This window comes from Rahnella contaminans (assembly GCF_011065485.1).
In the GTDB taxonomy this organism is placed as follows: domain Bacteria; phylum Pseudomonadota; class Gammaproteobacteria; order Enterobacterales; family Enterobacteriaceae; genus Rahnella; species Rahnella contaminans.
Window position 1 is genome coordinate 486007 of record NZ_JAADJS010000002.1, and the last position, 18652, is coordinate 504658.

Annotated in this window: 16 protein-coding genes and 1 tRNA gene; 12 read left to right on the forward strand and 5 right to left on the reverse strand. The window is 48.5% G+C overall.

The genetic code is table 11. The features are described 5' to 3' along the window. The 7 genes from GW579_RS11335 to GW579_RS11365 all read left to right on the forward strand — a co-directional run bounded on the left by GW579_RS11335 (position 1) and on the right by GW579_RS11365 (position 8960). Positions 1–1017 (forward strand): polysaccharide pyruvyl transferase family protein, encoded by a 1017-nt coding sequence (locus GW579_RS11335; RefSeq protein ID WP_165059130.1) that lies wholly within the window; start codon positions 1–3, stop codon positions 1015–1017. A gap of 18 nt (positions 1018–1035) precedes the next feature. Further along, on the forward strand, positions 1036–2499 hold the full coding sequence (locus tag GW579_RS11340) for a lipopolysaccharide biosynthesis protein (protein ID WP_152327723.1): 1464 nt from the start codon (positions 1036–1038) through the stop codon (positions 2497–2499). A gap of 8 nt (positions 2500–2507) precedes the next feature. After that, positions 2508–3497: a glycosyltransferase family 2 protein gene (locus tag GW579_RS11345; RefSeq protein WP_152327724.1), complete on the forward strand. Its 990-nt coding sequence runs from the start codon at positions 2508–2510 to the stop codon at positions 3495–3497. Positions 3498–3614: 117 nt separating this feature from the next. Beyond that, positions 3615–5036: a mannose-1-phosphate guanylyltransferase/mannose-6-phosphate isomerase gene (locus tag GW579_RS11350; protein WP_165059711.1), complete on the forward strand. Its 1422-nt coding sequence runs from the start codon at positions 3615–3617 to the stop codon at positions 5034–5036. Between the two features lie 14 nt (positions 5037–5050). Then, positions 5051–6430 carry a phosphomannomutase CpsG gene (cpsG, locus tag GW579_RS11355; RefSeq protein WP_152327725.1) on the forward strand — a complete coding sequence of 460 codons (1380 nt, stop codon included), beginning with the start codon at positions 5051–5053 and terminating at the stop codon, positions 6428–6430. Between the two features lie 144 nt (positions 6431–6574). Beyond that, positions 6575–7729 carry a glycosyltransferase family 4 protein gene (locus GW579_RS11360; protein ID WP_152328021.1) on the forward strand — a complete coding sequence of 385 codons (1155 nt, stop codon included), beginning with the start codon at positions 6575–6577 and terminating at the stop codon, positions 7727–7729. Between the two features lie 145 nt (positions 7730–7874). Continuing rightward, on the forward strand, positions 7875–8960 hold the full coding sequence (locus GW579_RS11365) for a GDP-mannose 4,6-dehydratase (protein WP_165059132.1): 1086 nt from the start codon (positions 7875–7877) through the stop codon (positions 8958–8960). Between the two features lie 77 nt (positions 8961–9037). On the opposite strand, the gene GW579_RS11370 is transcribed toward GW579_RS11365, so the two are convergent. Both GW579_RS11370 and GW579_RS11375 read right to left on the reverse strand, forming a co-directional pair. After that, a complete protein-coding gene (locus tag GW579_RS11370; RefSeq protein WP_165059713.1) occupies positions 9038–9376 on the reverse strand; it encodes a DUF1294 domain-containing protein in 339 nt (112 codons plus the stop codon). Positions 9377–9640: 264 nt separating this feature from the next. Next, positions 9641–9716, reverse strand: a tRNA-Phe gene (locus GW579_RS11375). A 681-nt stretch (positions 9717–10397) separates the two neighbouring features. Here GW579_RS11375 and speF point away from each other — a divergent pair. Beyond that, complete coding sequence (gene speF, locus GW579_RS11380; protein ID WP_165059134.1) at positions 10398–12560, forward strand: ornithine decarboxylase SpeF; 2163 nt, start codon at positions 10398–10400, stop codon at positions 12558–12560. Positions 12561–12631: 71 nt separating this feature from the next. On the opposite strand, the gene mltC is transcribed toward speF, so the two are convergent. The 3 genes from mltC to mutY form a co-directional block, all read right to left on the reverse strand. Then, a complete protein-coding gene (mltC, locus tag GW579_RS11385) occupies positions 12632–13711 on the reverse strand; it encodes a membrane-bound lytic murein transglycosylase MltC (protein ID WP_152327729.1) in 1080 nt (359 codons plus the stop codon). A gap of 67 nt (positions 13712–13778) precedes the next feature. Beyond that, positions 13779–14051 carry an oxidative damage protection protein gene (locus GW579_RS11390; protein WP_165059136.1) on the reverse strand — a complete coding sequence of 91 codons (273 nt, stop codon included), beginning with the start codon at positions 14049–14051 and terminating at the stop codon, positions 13779–13781. After that, complete coding sequence (mutY, locus tag GW579_RS11395) at positions 14048–15142, reverse strand: A/G-specific adenine glycosylase (protein ID WP_165059137.1); 1095 nt, start codon at positions 15140–15142, stop codon at positions 14048–14050. The genes GW579_RS11390 and mutY overlap by 4 nt, the downstream gene beginning before the upstream one ends. A 219-nt stretch (positions 15143–15361) precedes the next feature. On the opposite strand from mutY, the gene trmB reads away from it, so the two are divergent. From trmB to GW579_RS11415, 4 genes are all read left to right on the forward strand, one after another. Next, complete coding sequence (gene trmB / locus GW579_RS11400) at positions 15362–16081, forward strand: tRNA (guanosine(46)-N7)-methyltransferase TrmB (RefSeq protein ID WP_152327731.1); 720 nt, start codon at positions 15362–15364, stop codon at positions 16079–16081. Next, positions 16081–16407, forward strand: coding sequence for a YggL family protein (locus tag GW579_RS11405; protein WP_015698505.1), 327 nt, complete (start codon positions 16081–16083; stop codon positions 16405–16407). The genes trmB and GW579_RS11405 overlap by 1 nt, the downstream gene beginning before the upstream one ends. Positions 16408–16481: 74 nt before the next feature. Further along, positions 16482–17408, forward strand: a complete 927-nt coding sequence (glsB, locus tag GW579_RS11410) for a glutaminase B (RefSeq protein ID WP_165059139.1) — start codon at positions 16482–16484, stop codon at positions 17406–17408. A gap of 24 nt (positions 17409–17432) precedes the next feature. Beyond that, the gene (locus tag GW579_RS11415; protein WP_165059141.1) at positions 17433–18167 is read left to right on the forward strand and encodes a YggN family protein; all 735 of its coding nucleotides are present in this window, start codon (positions 17433–17435) and stop codon (positions 18165–18167) included. Positions 18168–18652 lie beyond the last annotated feature (485 nt).

Below are 18652 nucleotides of genomic sequence, written 5' to 3' on the forward strand. Positions count from 1 at the left end.
TTGAAAATTTACTATTATAAATCTGCGCATGGGAATTTTGGGGACGACCTTAACGCATGGATTTGGGATGCACTACTTCCTGGCTTTTTTGATGACAATGAGAACGTCAGGGTATCCGGTATTGGCACCATTATTACTTCCGCTATGCCGCCTGCTAAAAAGTGGTATGTCTTCTCCAGCGGGGTGGGTTATGGCTATCCACCGGCTAACTTTGGTGACAGCTCTTGGGAAACGCTGTGTGTCAGGGGGCCGCTCAGTGCTGAAATTTTGGGATTGCCGAAAGACAAGTTTATTACCGATGGCGCCGCGCTGTTAAACACGCTCGCCGAGGTTAAACCCCTCACAGAAGCTGAACGTAAGGGGGTGATTTTTGTTCCTCATCACCATGCGCTCGTCACGGGGCAGTGGGAAAAGGTTTGTCAGCAGGCCGGGGTTGAGTTTGTGAATCCACAGTCGGATGCGAAGACCGTTATTCAAAAAATCCGAAATGCCAAACTGGTGCTTGCGGATGCCATGCATGCTGCGATTATTGCAGATGCAATGCGTGTACCTTGGGTTCCTTTGATTACTTCTTCACAGATCAACACATTCAAATGGCTAGACTGGACTCAGACAATAAACCTTCCTTACAGGCCAACTGTTCTGGGTAGCAGTTCATTGCGTGAGTGTATGCGTGATAAGGGCTTATATGTTTATGGCGAGAAATACCATTTACCTGATGCTGACGTTGAGTATGCCGTGAGTTATTTTAAAAAACAGCGTGAGCTGAAGAATAAAAAATGGTGGCCTCACTATCATGACCTGACACGTCTTGCCTTATACCGGATCCCTAATAAAGGTATTCAAATCATTGAAAAAGCCACTAAATTAAATCTTGATAATAGCTTTATCGATAATGCAGCCAATATCCTCTTAGCTGCCAGAAAACATCCTGGTTTTTTGAGTGAGGATAATCAGTTTAATAATAATGTAGAACGTCTGCTGGCTGGTATTGATATACTTTCAAAATGCAAGTGATATGTAAAGGATGTAACCTTGAAATCTCAAGAAAACGCCCGCAGGCCCAGCATTCTTTCTGGTGCAATCTGGTCTATTCTGGATAATACTGCGTCTCAGATCATTACGTTTGTCATATTTATTATACTTGCTAAGATTTTAACGCCCAGTATATATGGCATGTTAAGTGTTTCTTTATTAGTGACTCAATTTTTCAAAAGCGTTCTCTTTGATAGTATTGCGACTTCAATTATCAGGAAAAAATCACCTTCTGAAGTCGATTATAACTCTGCCCTTTTTTTGTGTTTTTCTTTCTCTGTTCCCGCTTTTCTGATTGTTTTTTTCGCCGCTCCTTTTATTGAGGCGTATATGAACGTGCCGCAGTTAGCCAATGTGATCCGCGGCACTGGCGTTATTATCCTGGTGAGTGGTCTGAGTCGTACTCATGAAGCCTGGCTGTCGCATAATATGATGTTTCGCCCGTTAGCGATACGTTCTATGACGTCGATTTCTATCGGCGGTATTGTCGGGGTAGTAATGGCCTACAATGGCTTCGCCGTCGCCAGTTTAGTTGTGCAGCAAGTTGTGACGTCTTTGATTTCACTGGTAGCTCTGTGGGTGGCGACACCCTGGAAGCCCAGAATGAAAATTTCAAGAGAATCAATGAAGGAATCATTGGGATTTTCAAAGCATGTCGCGTTGAGCAATGTCACTAACTTTGCAAATCAGAATAGCGATGTTTTCTTTATAACTTATTTCCTGGGAAGTGCAGCCGCGGGGATTTACTCTGCCGGCAAGCGTATCGTTAATACATTGAATCTGGTTCTGGCATCGGCTTTAATGCGTGTTTCACTGCCTGCATTCAGCCGTTATAAAAATGATATCAACGAGTTTGGTAAGAAGTATTTGCAGGCGACGTATTTAACGGTTTTGGTCACTGCACCTGCTTTTGTGGGGCTTGCAACATTGTCCCATGATATTACTTTTTTACTTTTAGGGCACAAGTGGATGAATTCTGTCCCTGTTATGCAAATTGTCAGTGCTGTAGGTTTTGTCACTTCAATTGGATATTATAACCATTCAGTGATGTTTGCCAGAGATAAGCCTGAATGGCAGGCACGACTGACATTGGTTTACGCTATTACCAATGTGGTGGCTTTTTATTTCTTTGTAAGATTTGGACTTATCGCTACCGCTCTCGTCTTCTCAATCCGAACCGTGTTGCTTTACCCTATTTCAGCATGGTGTGCCCTGACTCTGTTGAATTTAACTTTCAAACAATACGTAAAAGAGTTGATTACGCCCATTGTTTGTTCAGTTCTGATGTGCATGATACTCGTGGCGGTACAACAATACGCTGTCCTGAGCGAGTCCTGGTTTGGATTAATGATAAAAATAGGTATTGGTGCAGTGTGCTATTTTGCTTTGATTTTTACTTTCTCCTCAGTGAGTAAGAGAACAATGATTTTTTCTCTTGCAAGAAAAATTCTTCAGAGAGGATAAATGATCTCATGGAAAAAAAATTATCCTTAGTGAGTATCTTAATACCAGTCTATAACTCAGAAAAATTCCTCAGGAAAGCGCTTCAGTCAGTTGCAGAACAGACATATTCAAACGTGGAAATAGTTATCGTGGATGATTGTTCGAAAGACTCATCGCGAAAAATTGTCACCACTTTTTTTGAAGAATATGAACATATTCAGCACAAAGTCATCAATAATAAAATTAATCAAGGGGTCTCTTTTGGGAGAAATACCCTGGTTGATAATGCTTCAGGAGAGTTTATCTGTTTCTTAGATTCAGATGATTATCTTGAACCTGATTTTGTCAGTTACCTGATCGGAGTTCTGACGAAAAATAATACCAGTATTGGGCAGTGCCTGTATTTTTCTGAGGAACCCTCGGGAGTCTCCGTTGGTAAAACGAATGATTTTGCAACGGATACCACCTTACAGGGTAAAAATGCTGTTTTTTCCATGCTGGAGGGTAAGGTAACGGGATATTTGTGGAGCAAAATCTTTAAACGCGACTTGTTTGATGGCATTCGGTTTGATACTACATTGACCGTTTTTGAAGACTATGAAGTGATTATGAAAATGTTTGTTAACGGAGCTAGTATCGCTTTCGGTAATGAGCGTAAATATCATTACATCCAGCACGCGTCATCATTAACTAAACAGTCTTACCTTAAAATATTAAACCGACTGGAATACCTTAACAGGACGAAGTCACTTGTATCGCCACTTATTATCACTGAAACCGATAAAGAAAAATGGGCTAAACATAGTTATCTGGTCATTTTAATGGTGTTTATAAACGCCGTCAGATATGGGGCGCCGTTAAAGGATGTTATTGGCATCAGGCGCTCTATTGATCTCTCGTATGTTGCGAAATTATCTAAATCTGTCAGTTTAAAAAAACTCTCCGCCATCTCATTAATTAAAGTTTTCCCCTATTTGTTCTATTTTATGCTCAAGACTGCTTTTAAAATAAAAGCATAGTGTTTTTATATTCCTTTGTACCCTTCTGAATTATTAGTAAGTTATTCCTCTGCACACTGAGTGGTTGTATTCGGTGGTTTAATCTTATTTAACTCTTTTATTTTTGAGACGAAAACTATGATCCTTCCAGTAATCATGGCTGGCGGCACCGGCAGTCGTTTGTGGCCAATGTCTCGTGAGCTTTATCCAAAACAATTTCTTCGTCTGCATGGCGATAATTCCATGTTGCAGGAAACGGTCACCCGTTTAAAAGGGCTGGACGTTTCTGCACCGCTGGTTATTTGTAATGAAGAGCATCGTTTTCTTGTTGCCGAACAATTACGACAAATAGACCAGCTCTCCGACAATATTATTCTTGAGCCTGTCGGGCGCAATACGGCGCCTGCTATTACGCTGGCTGCGCTCAGTGCCATCGACAACGGTTCTGATCCGTTACTGTTGGTGCTTGCAGCCGACCATGTTATCGAGTCTCCGGATGCCTTCCATCAGGCCGTGCAGAATGCTATTCCGTTCGCTGAGCAGGGGAAACTGGTCACGTTCGGTATCGTGCCAACAGGCCCTGAAACTGGTTACGGTTATATCCAGAGGGGAACAGAATTCAGCAGTGATGCCGATCCTGTTTTTCGGGTGCAGCGTTTTGTCGAGAAACCGAATCTTGAGACTGCATTGCAATATCTGGAAAGCGGCGAGTATTACTGGAACAGCGGTATGTTTTTGTTCCGCGCCAGACGTTTTCTTGAAGAGATTGCAAAATTCAGGCCGGACATACTCGAAGCCTGTCAGAAAGCGATTGAGACTTCGCATACTGATGAGCAGCAAGATTTTATCCGTGTAGATAAAGCGGCATTTATTTCCTGTCCGGATGAATCTGTTGATTATGCCGTAATGGAAAAAACCACGGATGCGATTGTTGTTCCGTTAGATGCGGGCTGGAATGATGTGGGTTCCTGGTCGGCGCTTTGGGAAGTGAATGATAAAAACGCTGAAGGGAATGCCATCAGTGGCGATGTATTTACCCATAATGCGAACAATTGTTATATCAACACCGATGAGAAATTGGTGGCCGCCATTGGTGTGGATAATCTGGTCATCGTAAATACGAAAGATGCCGTTTTAGTGATTGATAAAAACCAGGTGCAGGACGTTAAAAAAGTCGTCGAATATTTAAAAAATAATAAACGACGGGAATATCGTTTGCACCGCGAATCCTATCGCCCGTGGGGCCGTAACGATAATGTCGTGACTGCACCCCGTTATCATGTGAACCGCATCACCGTTAAACCGGGCGGACAGTTCTCATTACAAATGCATCATCACCGCGCGGAGCACTGGGTTATTCTGTCGGGCACAGCCAGAGTTATTCTCGAAGATAAAAATTATCTGCTCAGTGAAAATGAATCAACGTTTATCCCTATTGGGGCTCAGCATATGTTAGAGAACCCGGGGAAAATTCCTCTGGAACTTCTGGAAATTCAGTCGGGATCCTATCTGGAAGATGACGATATTATCCGTATAAAAGATCACTATGGTCGCTGTTAATTTGGGGATGAAATATGTCAGGTACATTAACTTGCTTTAAAGCTTACGATATTCGCGGTGAATTAGGCGTCGAATTAAATGAAGATATTGCCTATCGCATAGGACGTGCTTACGGGGAATATTTAAAACCTAATAAAATGGTATTGGGAGGCGATGTCCGCTTAACCAGCGAAGCATTAAAACTTGCGCTGGCGAGAGGTTTGCAGGATGCGGGAACGGACGTTGTTGATATCGGCGTGACGGGTACAGAAGAAATCTATTTTGCGACGTCTTATCTGGCACTGGATGGCGGAATAGAAGTGACGGCCAGCCATAATCCGATGAACTATAACGGCATGAAATTAGTTCGTGAAGAATCTAAACCTATAAGCGGTGATACCGGGCTTGGGGAAATACAACGTCTGGCAGAAGAGAACAATTTTTCACCTGCCGATCCTGCTCAGCGTGGAACCTACGAAAAAGCGTCGGTACTCGATGCGTATATCGATAAATTACTCAGTTATGTCGATTTAAAGAATTTTATCCGTCCGCTGAAACTGGTCATCAACTCGGGTAATGGCGCTGCGGGCCATGTTATTGATGCAATCGAAGCGCGCTTCAAACAGGCCGGTGCGCCGGTTGAATTTATCAAAGTACATCACCAGCCAGACGGTACGTTCCCTAACGGGATCCCGAATCCGCTATTACCAGAATGTCGTCAGGACACCACCGATGCGATTATCAAACACAACGCCGATATGGGGATAGCGTTTGATGGTGATTTTGACCGGTGTTTCCTGTTTGATGATCTGGGGAATTTCATCGAAGGTTATTATATTGTCGGGTTATTAGCTGACGCTTTTCTCGAAAAATATCCCAACTCAAGAATCATCCACGACCCGCGTTTAAGCTGGAATACCATTGATATTGTCACCGGTGCGGGCGGCGTGCCTGTTATGTCGAAAACCGGCCATGCTTTTATTAAAGAACGTATGCGCCAGGAAGATGCAGTTTACGGTGGTGAGATGAGCGCCCATCATTACTTCCGCGATTTTTATTATTGCGACAGCGGGATGATTCCGTGGCTGCTGGTGGCGGAACTATTGCATGTAAAAGGCAAGTCCCTGCGCCAACTGATTAATGACCGCATTATTGCCTATCCGGCTTCAGGTGAAATAAACAGTTTCCTGCATCAGCCGAAAGAATCTATTGCGCGCGTGCTGGCGGTTTATGAAGGAGAAGCCATTAATGTCGATCATACGGACGGTATCAGCCTTGAGTTTGATGAATGGCGGTTTAATCTTCGCAGCTCAAATACGGAACCGGTTGTGCGTCTGAATGTGGAATCCAGGGCTAATTCAAAACTGATGCAGGAACAGACGAGAAGGATCCTTTCTATTCTCCGCAGTATGTAATTATCTGTAAAATATTTTCTGGTGAGTAATACAGCTCACTATCTAATTCGTATTACTCACTTTTAATTTCCTAAATGTTTCGCGTTTACTCTTATTTGTATTTTTTATCATCATACCAAAATAATAATTGATGAGGTTTTAATGATGTCACATGAAGTGAGTGTTGGGATTGTCGCTGACTGGTTGGTGACTTTTGCCGGGGCAGAAAAAGTTATTGCAGAATTTATAAAACTTTATCCTGAATCCGAGCTTTATTCGGTTGTTGATTTTCTCTCTGATGAATCCAGAAAACAATTTTACGGTAAAGATGTTAAGACATCATTTATTCAACGGCTTCCGTATGCAAAAACAAAGTATCAGCAATATTTGCCCCTGATGCCGTTAGCCATCGAGCAGCTGGATGTCACAAAGCACAATATTATTCTTTCCAGCAGCCATGCCGTAGCAAAAGGGGTACTCACCGGGCCCGACCAGCTGCATATCAGTTATGTCCATTCTCCGATACGTTATGCCTGGGATTTTCAGCATCAGTACCTCAGGGAAGCTGGTTTAGATAAAGGCCTTAAGGGTAAATTAGCACGATGGTTCTTGCACAAAATACGCATCTGGGATTGCCGTACCGCCAACGGCGTAGACCATTTCATTGCTAATTCACATTTCATCGCGCGGAGAATTAAAAAAGTCTACGGGCGTGATGCAGATGTTATTTATCCGCCGGTGAGCGTGGACCGTTTTACGTTGCAGGAAAATAAAGACGACTTCTATTTTACCGCGTCCCGTATGGTGCCCTACAAGCGCATCGATATTATTGTGGAAGCGTTCAGCCAGATGCCGGACAAAAAGCTGGTAGTCATTGGTGACGGGTCTGAGATGACCAAAATAAAAGCGAAAGCGGGCAAGAATATTGAGATTTTAGGGTATCAGCCGGACGAGGTCATGCAGGATCATATGCGTCGTGCGAAGGCGTTCGTCTTTGCTGCCGAAGAAGATTTTGGTATCACGCCGGTTGAAGCGCAGGCCTGCGGAACACCGGTCATTGCTTTTGGCAAAGGCGGCGTACTGGAGTCCATCCGGCCTTACGGTGAAGTAAATCCGACCGGTATTTTCTTTGCAGAGCAGACGGCAGATTCACTCCTGCGCGCTGTTTTGCACTTCGAGACCCTTCAGGGATCTTTCCTGCCGGTGAATTGCCGCAACAATGCATTGCGGTTCTCTGAAGAACGTTTTCACAGTGAACTGGATGACTATATTAAAACAAAGTGGCAAGCGTTTAATGAAAGTAAGAAAGTCATATATTAATTCTTTACGGTTCACTTATGCCATTTGTTAAATCGTTTCTGCATCTTAATTCAGGTTCACTCTCTGCCTTCCGGTGCATAACCTTACGATTATAATCGGGCATCATTCATGATGTGTTTATTAAATTGTAATCAAAGGATCTTATATGTCTAAAGTCGCACTGATTACCCATATAACCGGGCAGGATGGTTCTTATCTTGCCGAGCTTTTATTAAAGAAAGGTTATACTGTTCACGGGATTGGCGGGAATGTCGTTCCGCATAATACCGGTAATGCGGGCAGTAATTTTCACGATAAATCCTCTGATCTTCATATTTATACTTATGCTGATATCAGTACGGGAACGGCTCGCGATTTGCTCGCTATTATCCGACCGGACGAAGTTTATAATCTGGGCGGAGCAGGTCAGTTGTCTGAAAATTCTGACTCCGCAGATGATCTGTTTTCCACGGGGGAATTCAGTGCGCTGAAGGTACTGGAGGCTATCCGTATTCTCGGGCTGGAAACGAAAACGCGTTATTATCATGCGTCGCCTTCGGCGTTATGCAGTCTGGTGAATGGCATCGCGATTAATGAAATGGTGAGCCTGAATATTTATCCCTCCTGGTATGCCACGGGTATTTCTGATTTCTGGACCATTGTGAATTATCGCGAAACGTTCGGGTTATATGCATGCAGCGGCATTCTTTTTAATCATGAGTCACCACGCCGCAGCGAGAATTTCGTCACGCGCAAAATTACCCGCAGCCTGGCCAATATTACGCAGGGGCTGGAGAAGTGTCTGCATCTGGGGAATCTGAATGCGCTGCGTGACTGGGGCCATGCCCGGGATTACGTCAAAATGCAGTGGCTGATGTTGCAACAGGATAATCCCGAGGATTTTGTGGTGGCTACCGGTGTGCAGTATACCGTCCGCCAGTTTGTGACGTTTGCGGCGCTGGAGCTCGGGATTAAGCTGCGCTTTGTAGGCAAGGGCGTGGAAGAGAAGGGGATTATTACCGCGATCATCAGCCCGGTTGCGGCGGCCCTGAAAGTCGGGGACGTGATTGTCGCCGTAGACCCGCGTTATATCCGGCCTGCCGAAGCCTGTAAGGTCAATGTCAATCCGACCAAAGCCCGCCGTAAACTCGGCTGGGCACCGGAAACATCTTTGCAGGATATGGTGATTGAGATGGTGCAGGCGGACCTTGCTTGTGCGAAGAAAGCTGCACGGCTGAAATTGTACGGATAACGCCAGCCGCTGTTTCTGAGATGTATAAAAAAGCCGGAGAATGCGCTGACATTCTCCGGCTTTTTTTTGCCTGATTTTTACCGTCCGTAGCCCAACCAGAGTGCCAGTAAAACGGCAGCGATATTGGCAGCGATACTGAGCATAAATCTCGTTCTGAAAGGTTGCTTCTGCGTTTTATGCCGGAAAAGTTGCTGACCCGCCAGTGCGCCAGCCCAACCACCGAGCAGTCCGAACAGCAGTAATGTGTTTTCCGGTATCCTTCGCCAGCCTTTGCGGGCGGCTAGCTTGTCGGCACCGTAAATCAGTAATGTCAGCAGGTTGATCAGTAATAAGCCCACCCGGACAGGATAAGGAGAGATGAGACTGACGCCGACCATGAACATCAGCAGGACATAACAGACAGCGTTCATTGAGATATCACCGGAAATTGAAGGAAGACCCGAGTAACTATAAAGAAAAGTAAGGACAGAAAGGGCAGAAAGCAAAAAACCAGCCGTTAAGCTGGTTTCTTTAAAGATGGTGCCCGGACTCGGACAATGCTGCGAAGCAGCTTTGAACAGCGCTTGCGCTGGCCCCGAAGGGGTGAGTCTCAGTATGAGACGAATAATCGAACGGAGTTCGATGGAGAGTCCGTAGCTCAGAAAGCAAAAAACCAGCCGTTAAGCTGGTTTCTTTAAAGATGGTGCCCGGACTCGGAATCGAACCAAGGACACAGGGATTTTCAATCCCTTGCTCTACCGACTGAGCTATCCGGGCAACGGGGCGCATTAAACCGTATTGGGCATGTGTCGTCAACGGCTTTTTGTAACAACGGTGGCGTTCGTCACCCGACTGATGCTTTTTACCGCATTTTGGCGATTTAACTTACGATACCGGGAAAGTGTCCGTCAAAACAGGGTGGGATGGGCGGATTTTCGCGTTTTGTGATGTCGCATTCTGTAAGAATTTCCCGCAATGTTCAGGGTTGAACAGGGGAATAAAAGATGCCATTATTGCGCCGATTTATTAAACAACTCTGATCCCGTTTTCACGCGACAGCTCAAGAGGGTTGCGGCATGGCTGGTTTATCACATCGCGCTTTTCGTAAGTGCAGAAAAAATCTGATGATGATCTCCGGGTGCTGTAAACACCACGATTTCAGTTTTCCTCCTTTTGCAGATCCTTTCATGCGGTAAGGCTACCGTTTGCCTGCTGTTAGATATTAGTAAAAACAGAGCGCACCTCTGATTTTACTGTTGTCTATCAGACGTGGCCTGGCCTGAACGTCGATCTGTCACCACTTTGCCCCTCGGGCATCGTTTCATCGCACTCGACCTCGCGCTCAAGCCAACGTCATTTGCCGGGCTGGACTCTGCGCACTATACCTTTAAGACGTAAGAACCAGCTCATTGCCGTGCCCTGTGGCACACCCTCTTACTTAACCGTTTGAGAGTCTGAATGAAACACTTAAAACTTGCAGCAAGCGCTTCTGTCGCCCCTTATCTCCAGACGTCCCGCCTGGTCGTCGATCTGCGTCGTGCCGATTATGCCGACGTGGCGGCCATCATTATTTCTGTCGGGGATCTGAATCACGGCAGGCTGGCGGAGATAGAAACGCTGGGATTCGGGATCCCCGCGTTTGTTGCAGTGCAGGGAACGGAGCAGATTGCGCCGGAGTTTTTACCGTCGCTGAAAGGCGTGATTACGCTGTCCGATGCCAATCAGGCGTTCTATGCGGCGCAGATTGAATCGGCTGCGCAGGGCTATGAAGAAGCTTTGTTCCCGCCGTTTTTCGACACACTGAAAAAGTATGTCGAGATGGAGAACGCGACCTTTGCCTGTCCGGGGCATCAGGGCGGTGAGTTTTTCCGTCGCCATCCGGCAGGGCGTCAGTTCTATGATTTTTACGGCCCGAACATTTTCCGTTCCGACATGTGCAACGCCGACGTCAAACTGGGCGATTTGCTGATCCACGAAGGCTCGGCGAAGGATGCGCAAAAGTATGCGGCGAAAGTCTTCAGCGCGGATAAAACCTATTTTGTTCTCAACGGGACTTCTGCCGCGAACAAAGTCGTGACCAACGCGCTGCTGACGCGCGACGATCTGGTGCTGTTCGACCGTAACAACCATAAATCCAACCACCACGGCGCACTGCTTCAGGCAGGCGCGACGCCGGTGTATCTCGAAACCGCGCGCAATCCGTTTGGTTTTATCGGCGGCATCGACGCGGCCTGTTTCGATGAAGCTTATCTGCGCAAACAAATCAAAGAAGTGGCGCCGCAACGTGCTGGAGAAAAACGTCCGTTCCGCCTGGCGATTATCCAGCTCGGCACGTATGACGGCACCGTGTATAACGCGCGTCAGGTGGTCGATAAAATCGGGCATCTGTGCGACTACATTCTGTTTGATTCTGCATGGGTCGGTTATGAGCAATTCATCCCGATGATGAAAGAGTGCTCACCGCTGTTGCTGGAGCTCAACGAAAACGATCCGGGCATTATCGTCACGCAGTCCGTGCATAAGCAGCAGGCCGGGTTCTCGCAGACGTCGCAGATCCATAAAAAAGACAATCATATCAAAGGCCAGAAGCGTCATTGCAGCCATAAGAAGCTGAATAACGCATTCATGATGCACGCTTCAACCAGCCCGTTTTATCCGCTTTTTGCCGCGCTTGATGTCAACGCGCGTATTCATGCCGGTGGCAGCGGTAAACATATGTGGATGGAGTGCGTGAAGCTGGGTATCGAAACCCGCAAAATGCTGCTCGAACAGTGTTCGATGATTCTGCCGTTTGTTCCGCCGGTGGTCGGTGGAAAGCGCTGGCAGGATCATGAAACCGCTGAAATGGCGAACGATGTGCGTTTCTTCGATTTTGTGCCGGGCGAGCGCTGGCATGCCTTCTCGGGTTACGCGGAAAAACAGTATTTTGTTGATCCTTGCAAGCTGCTGCTGACCACGCCAGGCATTGATGCGTCCAGCGGGAAATATACCGAGTTTGGTATTCCCGCGACGATCCTGGCGAACTACCTGCGTGAGAACGGCATTGTGCCGGAGAAATGCGATCTCAACTCGATCCTTTTCCTGCTGACGCCAGCCGAAACGCCGGCCAAAATGCAGCTGCTGGTGGAAGAGCTGGTTCGCTTCGAGCAGTACATCGAAGAAGACGCGCCGCTGAGCGAAGTGTTGCCGACCGTTTACCGTAAAAACGAAGACAGATACCGCAACTACACCATCCGCCAGTTGTGCCAGGAAATGCATAACCTGTACGTCAGTTTTGATGTGAAAGAGCTGCAAAAAGAGATGTTCCGCGAGAAGAGTTTCCCGAAAGCGGTGATGAACGCGCAGGACGCTCATAACGAGTTTATCCGCGACAATATTGAACTGGTGCCTGTCGGCGAAGCCGAAGGCCGTATCGCGGCGGAAGGTGCGTTGCCGTATCCGCCGGGCGTTCTGTGTGTCGTGCCGGGCGAGCTGTGGGGCGGCGCTGTGCAGCGTTACTTCATGGCGCTGGAAGAGGGGATTAATCTGCTGCCGGGCTTCTCGCCTGAACTACAGGGCGTTTATATCGAGAAAAAACCTGTCGGCTGGAAGCGTATTATGGGCTACGTCGTCGCGGAGTAATCCGCACACGCTCACGCAGAAATGAAAACGGAGGCCAGCGGGCCTCCGTTTTTTTTTGTACCGCAATCACATCAGTCTACACGGCGATAGCTGCGCTGCGTGTTGTTCACTTTGTACAGATAGCGGCGCGATTCGGCTGACGGATGTTTGGTGGTCAGCGTGGTATAGACATCGCCCGGCGCCATGTTGTTGATGATGTTGAACGCCTGCGTTTTGTTCTGTGAGAACACGCGCAGCACGCTGCCTGCACCGCCATTGTAGGCCGTGATCACGGCGTAACGGCGTGACGTCGGGTTACTGATGTTCCCCAGATACGTCGTTTGCAGCATCGCCAGATACGCGGTGCCGGTGTTGATATTGTTCTGCGGATCGAACAGATAGCTTCGGCTCGGTTTGCCCCACTTGCCTTCGGATTTAAAGACGTCAACCCCGGCGGAATGCTGCACAACCTGCATCAGGCCCAGCGCATCGGCGTTACTGACCGCATACGGGTTAAAGGCGGATTCGGTTTGCATGATCGCCAGGATCAGCGACTGATCGACGCCGTATTTGGCGGAGGCTTCGCGGATCATCGGCAGATATTTATGCGCACGCTGATTCAGGTGGTTTGGCACCATCTGGATCGTGACGGAATAAATGATATGCATGCCGGACTGGCGGCGCATCAGTTTGTTTTGCACCAGATAATCGGCAAAGCTGTTGGCACGGCCGACCCAGCGGATAGGCTGCCCGGTGTTGTCGAGAACCTGCCCGTAAAGCATCGGCTCACGGCTGATCTGGATATCGTTGGCGTCGGAATAGAGGTCAACATTGCCCGGATCATCGCCCACCAGTAAGGTACTGACGATCGCCTGACGCAGGCTCGCGGCCGGATCGGTGCCGGAAATGGTTTCAATCGTGATGGTACCCGCATCAAAGTTGATGTGGCTGCGGGTGTAATACTGATCGCTATACTTCACGTAGTCTTTCGGACCCGCAATCAGGACTTCATTCATACCCCAGATATTTTCGATGTTATGAGCGAACTGCCCCATCAAAATATCGAATCCGTTGGTGTCTTTTACGAAAGCTTCGTCGAACTGGTTTTTTTTACTGCCGGAGCAGGAAATCAGCATCGGTGCGATAACCAGCAAAGCTAAAATTTTCTTCATCTGAAAACCATTTCTGGTGAAAGAAGCAAGCCGCGCACGAGCCTGCCTAAATTTCTGTTCCTGAACGTTATTTTGAAGGCGGGGTGTAGCCTTCAATATGAACATCCTGACCTTCAAACAGGAAATTAACCATTTCCTGTTCCAGCAATTTCCGGTCGTCCGGGTTCATCATGCTGAGTTTCTTTTCGTTGATCAGCATGGTTTGTTTGGTCATCCACTGAGACCAGGCTTCTTTCGAAATTTCGTTGAAAATACGTTTGCCGATCTCGCCCGGATAAAGCTGGAAGTCCTGTCCTTCGGCATTGCGTTTCAGAAAAGTACAAAAAATCGTTCTGCTCATGCTAATTCCTTATGATCATTCTGTTGGGACGGTTTTTTGCCATCGGCTTGTTTTGCCAGAGAGGTCAGCAAACGCTCGACCGGTGCGGCCAGCCCGACCTGTTGTGGTTGCGCTAAGTTATACCAGAGACCCGCACCTTCATCCATGCAACCCGCTGTCGTTCGCAGATTTAACCACATCGGGACGATATCCAGATGGAAATGGCTGAAAGTGTGGCGAAAAGCGGTCTGCTGCTGCAACTGATTTTGCGTAACACCGTATTTTTGAAGCCCCTGCGCCAGTTCTTCTTCTGTCGCAAATTGCGGGAAGCAGAATAAACCGCCCCACAGGCCCACCGGCGGCCGCTGCTCCAGCCAGACTTTTTCGTCCTGCTGAATCATCAGCATAAAGGCCGTTTTTTCCGGCAGCGTCGTCTTGGGTTTTTTACCCGGATATTTTGCCCAGCTGTGATGTGCGTAGGCTTCGCAGCCGGATTTCACCGGGCAAAGTTCGCATTTTGGTTTGCTGCGGGTGCAGACCATCGCCCCTAAATCCATCATCGCCTGATTAAACTGCGCGACACCTTCAGCCGGTGTGACGTCTTCGCTTATTTTCCACAAACGATTTTCAGTTTTCTTCTCGCCCGGCCAGCCGTCAACGGCATAACACCGGGCCAGCACGCGCTTCACGTTACCGTCTAAAATGGGATAGTGCTGGTTTAGCGCCAGCGACAATACGGCGCCTGCGGTCGAACGACCAATGCCCGGCAGCGCGAGAATTTCATCAAAGGTGGTCGGAAACACGCCATTGTGCTGAGTGGCAATAGTTTGCGCCGCTTTATGCAGGTTACGCGCCCGGGCGTAATAACCCAGACCGGTCCACAGATGCAGCACTTCATCGAGCGGGGCGGCGGCGAGATCGGACACCGTCGGGAAGCGTTCCATAAACCGTTCGAAATAAGGAATAACGGTTGCGACCTGCGTTTGCTGCAACATCACTTCAGAAAGCCAGACTTTATAAGGCGTTTTGGAGATTTGCCACGGCAGCGTTTTACGGCCATAGCGCTGATACCAGTCGAGCACCAGCGGCGAAAAAGTGGAGGCTTCCATCATGGGTGAATTACAGTCCGGCAGGGTTAAAAGACGGGGCTGATCACATCACAGTTCCCGTCTGGCTGTAAACCGGAACTTTCCGCACTGTATTGACGGATTTCCTGCCCGCAAGCCTTGCTAATCGGGAGTAAGTTTGGATAATGCGCCATTCTTAACAGTTAATGACCAAAATACAGCAGTGACCGAATACCGCGTCTTGCGTAACGGAGTGGAAACACCATGAAAAACGACGTCATTTCTCCGGAGTTCGATGAGAACGGTCGCGCGATGCGCCGTATCCGCAGCTTTGTCCGCCGTCAGGGCCGTCTGACCAAAGGTCAGCAATTTGCGCTGGACAACTTCTGGCCGGTGATGGGCGTGGAGTTTCAGACTGAAGCTCTGGATATTGATGCCTTATTTGGTCGCTCAGCACCGGTTGTGCTGGAAATCGGTTTTGGTATGGGCACGTCGCTTGTCACCATGGCGCAGCAGAATCCTGACCAGAACTTTATCGGGATCGAAGTGCATTCGCCGGGCGTCGGTGCCTGTCTGGCAACGGCGCACGAAGAGGGCGTCAGCAACCTGCGCGTGATGTGTCACGATGCGGTTGAAGTACTGGAAAAAATGATTCCGGATGGCTCGCTGGACATGGTACAGCTATTCTTTCCTGACCCGTGGCATAAAGCGCGTCATAATAAGCGCCGTATCGTACAGCCTGAATTCGTTGAGAAACTGCGCAGGAAATTGAAAGTGGGTGGCGTATTCCATATGGCAACCGACTGGGAGCCGTATGCAGAACACATGCTTGAGGTGATGACCAGTCTCGAAAACTGGGCAAATCTGTCGCAGGAAAATAATTATGTACCGCGCCCCGAATCGCGCCCGGTAACGAAGTTCGAAATGCGTGGCCAGCGTTTAGGCCACGGCGTGTGGGATCTGATGTTTGAGAGGAAGCAATAATGGCTACAAATCGCAGTCGTCGTTTACGTAAGAAGTTACACATTGCCGAGTTCCAGGAACTGGGCTTCTCTGTAAAATGGCGTTTCCCGGAAGGTACCGCGGTAGAAACCATTGACGAATCACTGGATAAATTCATTGACGGTGTGATCGAGCCAAACAAACTGGCCTTCGACGGCAGCGGCTATCTGCAATGGGAAGGTCTGGTTTGCCGTCAGGATATCGGTCACTGCACTGATGAACAGCGCGCGCAGGTCAAAAAATGGTTAGAAGACCATAAAATGGAAGACGTTGAAGTTTCAGACCTGTTCGATATCTGGTGGGATTGATTCTGCCAGCAGTTGAACACTGAATCTTTTAAAGGTGCCTTTCCGGCACCTTTGTTACATCTGGAGGAAGGACGTTGGGTACCGAGCTCGATAACAGTTTGCTGGAAGATATTCTTGCGCAGGTCAGGCCGCTGATTGGCCGTGGTAAAGTCGCCGACTATATTCCCGCGCTGGCAGAAGTCAGCCCTGATCATCTGGGGATTGCCGTGTGTACCACGAAAGGGGAGATCTTTCGTGCCGGTGATGCCAATACCCGGTTCTCAATCCAGTCGATTTCTAAAGTGCTCAGCCTGACGCTGGCGCTGACCCGCTATCAGGAAAGCGAAATCTGGCAACGCGTGGGCAAAGAGCCTTCCGGCCAGCCGTTTAACTCGCTGGTTCAGCTTGAGCTGGAACAGGGGAAACCGCGCAATCCGTTTATCAACCCCGGTGCGCTGGTGGTTTGCGATATGCTGCAAACCCGTCTGACTGCGCCCAAGCAAAGAATGCTGGAAGTGGTGCGTCAACTGGCCGGTTCGGCCGATCTCAACTACGATCGGCACGTTGCGCGTTCTGAATTCGATCATTCCGATCGCAACGCCGCGATCGCTTACCTGATGAAATCTTTCGGTAATTTCGATAACGACGTCATCACCGTGTTGCACACCTATTTCCATTATTGCGCATTGCGCATGAGTTGTGAGGAACTGGCGCGGACGTTCGTTTATCTTGCGAACAAGGGCCATCCGCTGGGTAATGAGCAGCCGCTGATTGATGCCCGTCAGGCGCGACAGATTAACGCAATGATGGTGACCAGCGGCATGTACGACGGCGCCGGTGAATTCGCTTACCGCGTCGGCATGCCGGGCAAGTCCGGTGTCGGTGGCGGCATTATTGCTATCGTGCCGGGAGAGATGTGTATCGCTGTCTGGTCGCCGGAACTTGATGCGGCGGGGAACTCTTTGGCAGGTATTGCTGCCTTAGAATTACTGGCGCAACGAATTGGCCGTTCAATTTTTTGAGTTTGCTGTCTTAAGGGAGAGTACATGTTAGTAAAAAGTGGAGTGGTAAAAACCGGACTGGCTGCATTGCTGGCGCTGAGTGCATGGAGCGTGCAGGCTGATTATCAGTGTGCCGTTCAGCCTAAAGACGACGTGATCATCAAGCCGCAAACCGTGCAGGTTGTCGGCAAAAGCGGTGACTTGCTGATGACCCCTAACGGCAATGTGACTCTTAACGGAAAAGACATGACCCTGAGCGCAAAACAGCGTCAGGAAGCCATCGATTATCAGGCTGGCCTGCGCCGTGACCTGCCATGGATTGATCAGGGCGCGACGGCGCATCTCGAAAAAGGCCGTGTGGCCGTTGACCGTGTGATTGTCGATAAACTCGGCAGCGACAGCAACGTGCGTAATCGTCTGGTCAAGCTGGATAAACAGCTGAAAGAGCAGATGAATCTGATTATCGAGCATCGCACTGACGGGCTGACCTTCCACTACAAAGCGGTGGATCAGGTTAAGCAGAATGGCCAGAAGCTGATGGAACAAACTATGGGCGGTGTGATGCAGGACAGCATCAACGAGATGGGCATGAAACAAGCCACGAGCGGCGGCAATCCCCTGCAGGCAATGATGGGCAATCTCGGCGGTCTGCAACAGGCCGTACAGGAAGAGTGGAACAAACAGGAAAAAGAGTTTAAAGCCTTCGGCGATGATGTTTGTAAACGCGTCACCGCGCTGGATACCCAGCACAAAGCGTTACTGGCGGATTTGAAACAGTAATTTGCTAAATGCCAGACACAAAAAAACCGCGATTACGCGGTTTTTTTGTTGGAACATGTAGTTGGAGCTACATCTTCCAGAGTTTCTACTTCCGTAAGTAGCACGAAAGTCAGCACCCCAACGCAGCTGATAATATACCCAATTCAAATTTGCGACAATCCCAACACGCATCATTTTCCCGTACGCCGAAAATCTTATCCGGGAGGTCATATAAACGTGACGAAGTAATTTAGAGGGTGATAATATCCTGTCGGGACTAATTCCCCCGTTTGGAGACGGGGCACCGGGCTCAGGGATTGGAACTGACACACCGCGAAAGTTGGCACCTCAACAGATGCTGGCCATTTGCCACGTTATCCCGGTGTGATTTGGTGAAACGCGGTTTCTTCAGGTAACTGCAAATATGAAAAAGTGCATTTATGCGCTTCTCATCGTGCTTGGTTCTATGGCGACTACTGAAAGCGACGGATGGAACATTCATGTTT

Coding starts and splice junctions, on each gene's coding strand:
- GW579_RS11345 (WP_152327724.1), top strand. CDS start 2,508: ATGGAAAAAAAATTATCCTTAGTGAGTATCTTAATACCAGTCTATAAC.
- GW579_RS11350 (WP_165059711.1), top strand. CDS start 3,615: ATGATCCTTCCAGTAATCATGGCTGGCGGCACCGGCAGTCGTTTGTGG.
- cpsG (WP_152327725.1), top strand. CDS start 5,051: ATGTCAGGTACATTAACTTGCTTTAAAGCTTACGATATTCGCGGTGAA.
- GW579_RS11360 (WP_152328021.1), top strand. CDS start 6,575: ATGTCACATGAAGTGAGTGTTGGGATTGTCGCTGACTGGTTGGTGACT.
- GW579_RS11365 (WP_165059132.1), top strand. CDS start 7,875: ATGTCTAAAGTCGCACTGATTACCCATATAACCGGGCAGGATGGTTCT.
- speF (WP_165059134.1), top strand. CDS start 10,398: ATGAAACACTTAAAACTTGCAGCAAGCGCTTCTGTCGCCCCTTATCTC.
- mltC (WP_152327729.1), bottom strand. CDS start 13,711: ATGAAGAAAATTTTAGCTTTGCTGGTTATCGCACCGATGCTGATTTCC.
- GW579_RS11390 (WP_165059136.1), bottom strand. CDS start 14,051: ATGAGCAGAACGATTTTTTGTACTTTTCTGAAACGCAATGCCGAAGGA.
- mutY (WP_165059137.1), bottom strand. CDS start 15,142: ATGATGGAAGCCTCCACTTTTTCGCCGCTGGTGCTCGACTGGTATCAG.
- trmB (WP_152327731.1), top strand. CDS start 15,362: ATGAAAAACGACGTCATTTCTCCGGAGTTCGATGAGAACGGTCGCGCG.
- GW579_RS11405 (WP_015698505.1), top strand. CDS start 16,081: ATGGCTACAAATCGCAGTCGTCGTTTACGTAAGAAGTTACACATTGCC.
- GW579_RS11415 (WP_165059141.1), top strand. CDS start 17,433: ATGTTAGTAAAAAGTGGAGTGGTAAAAACCGGACTGGCTGCATTGCTG.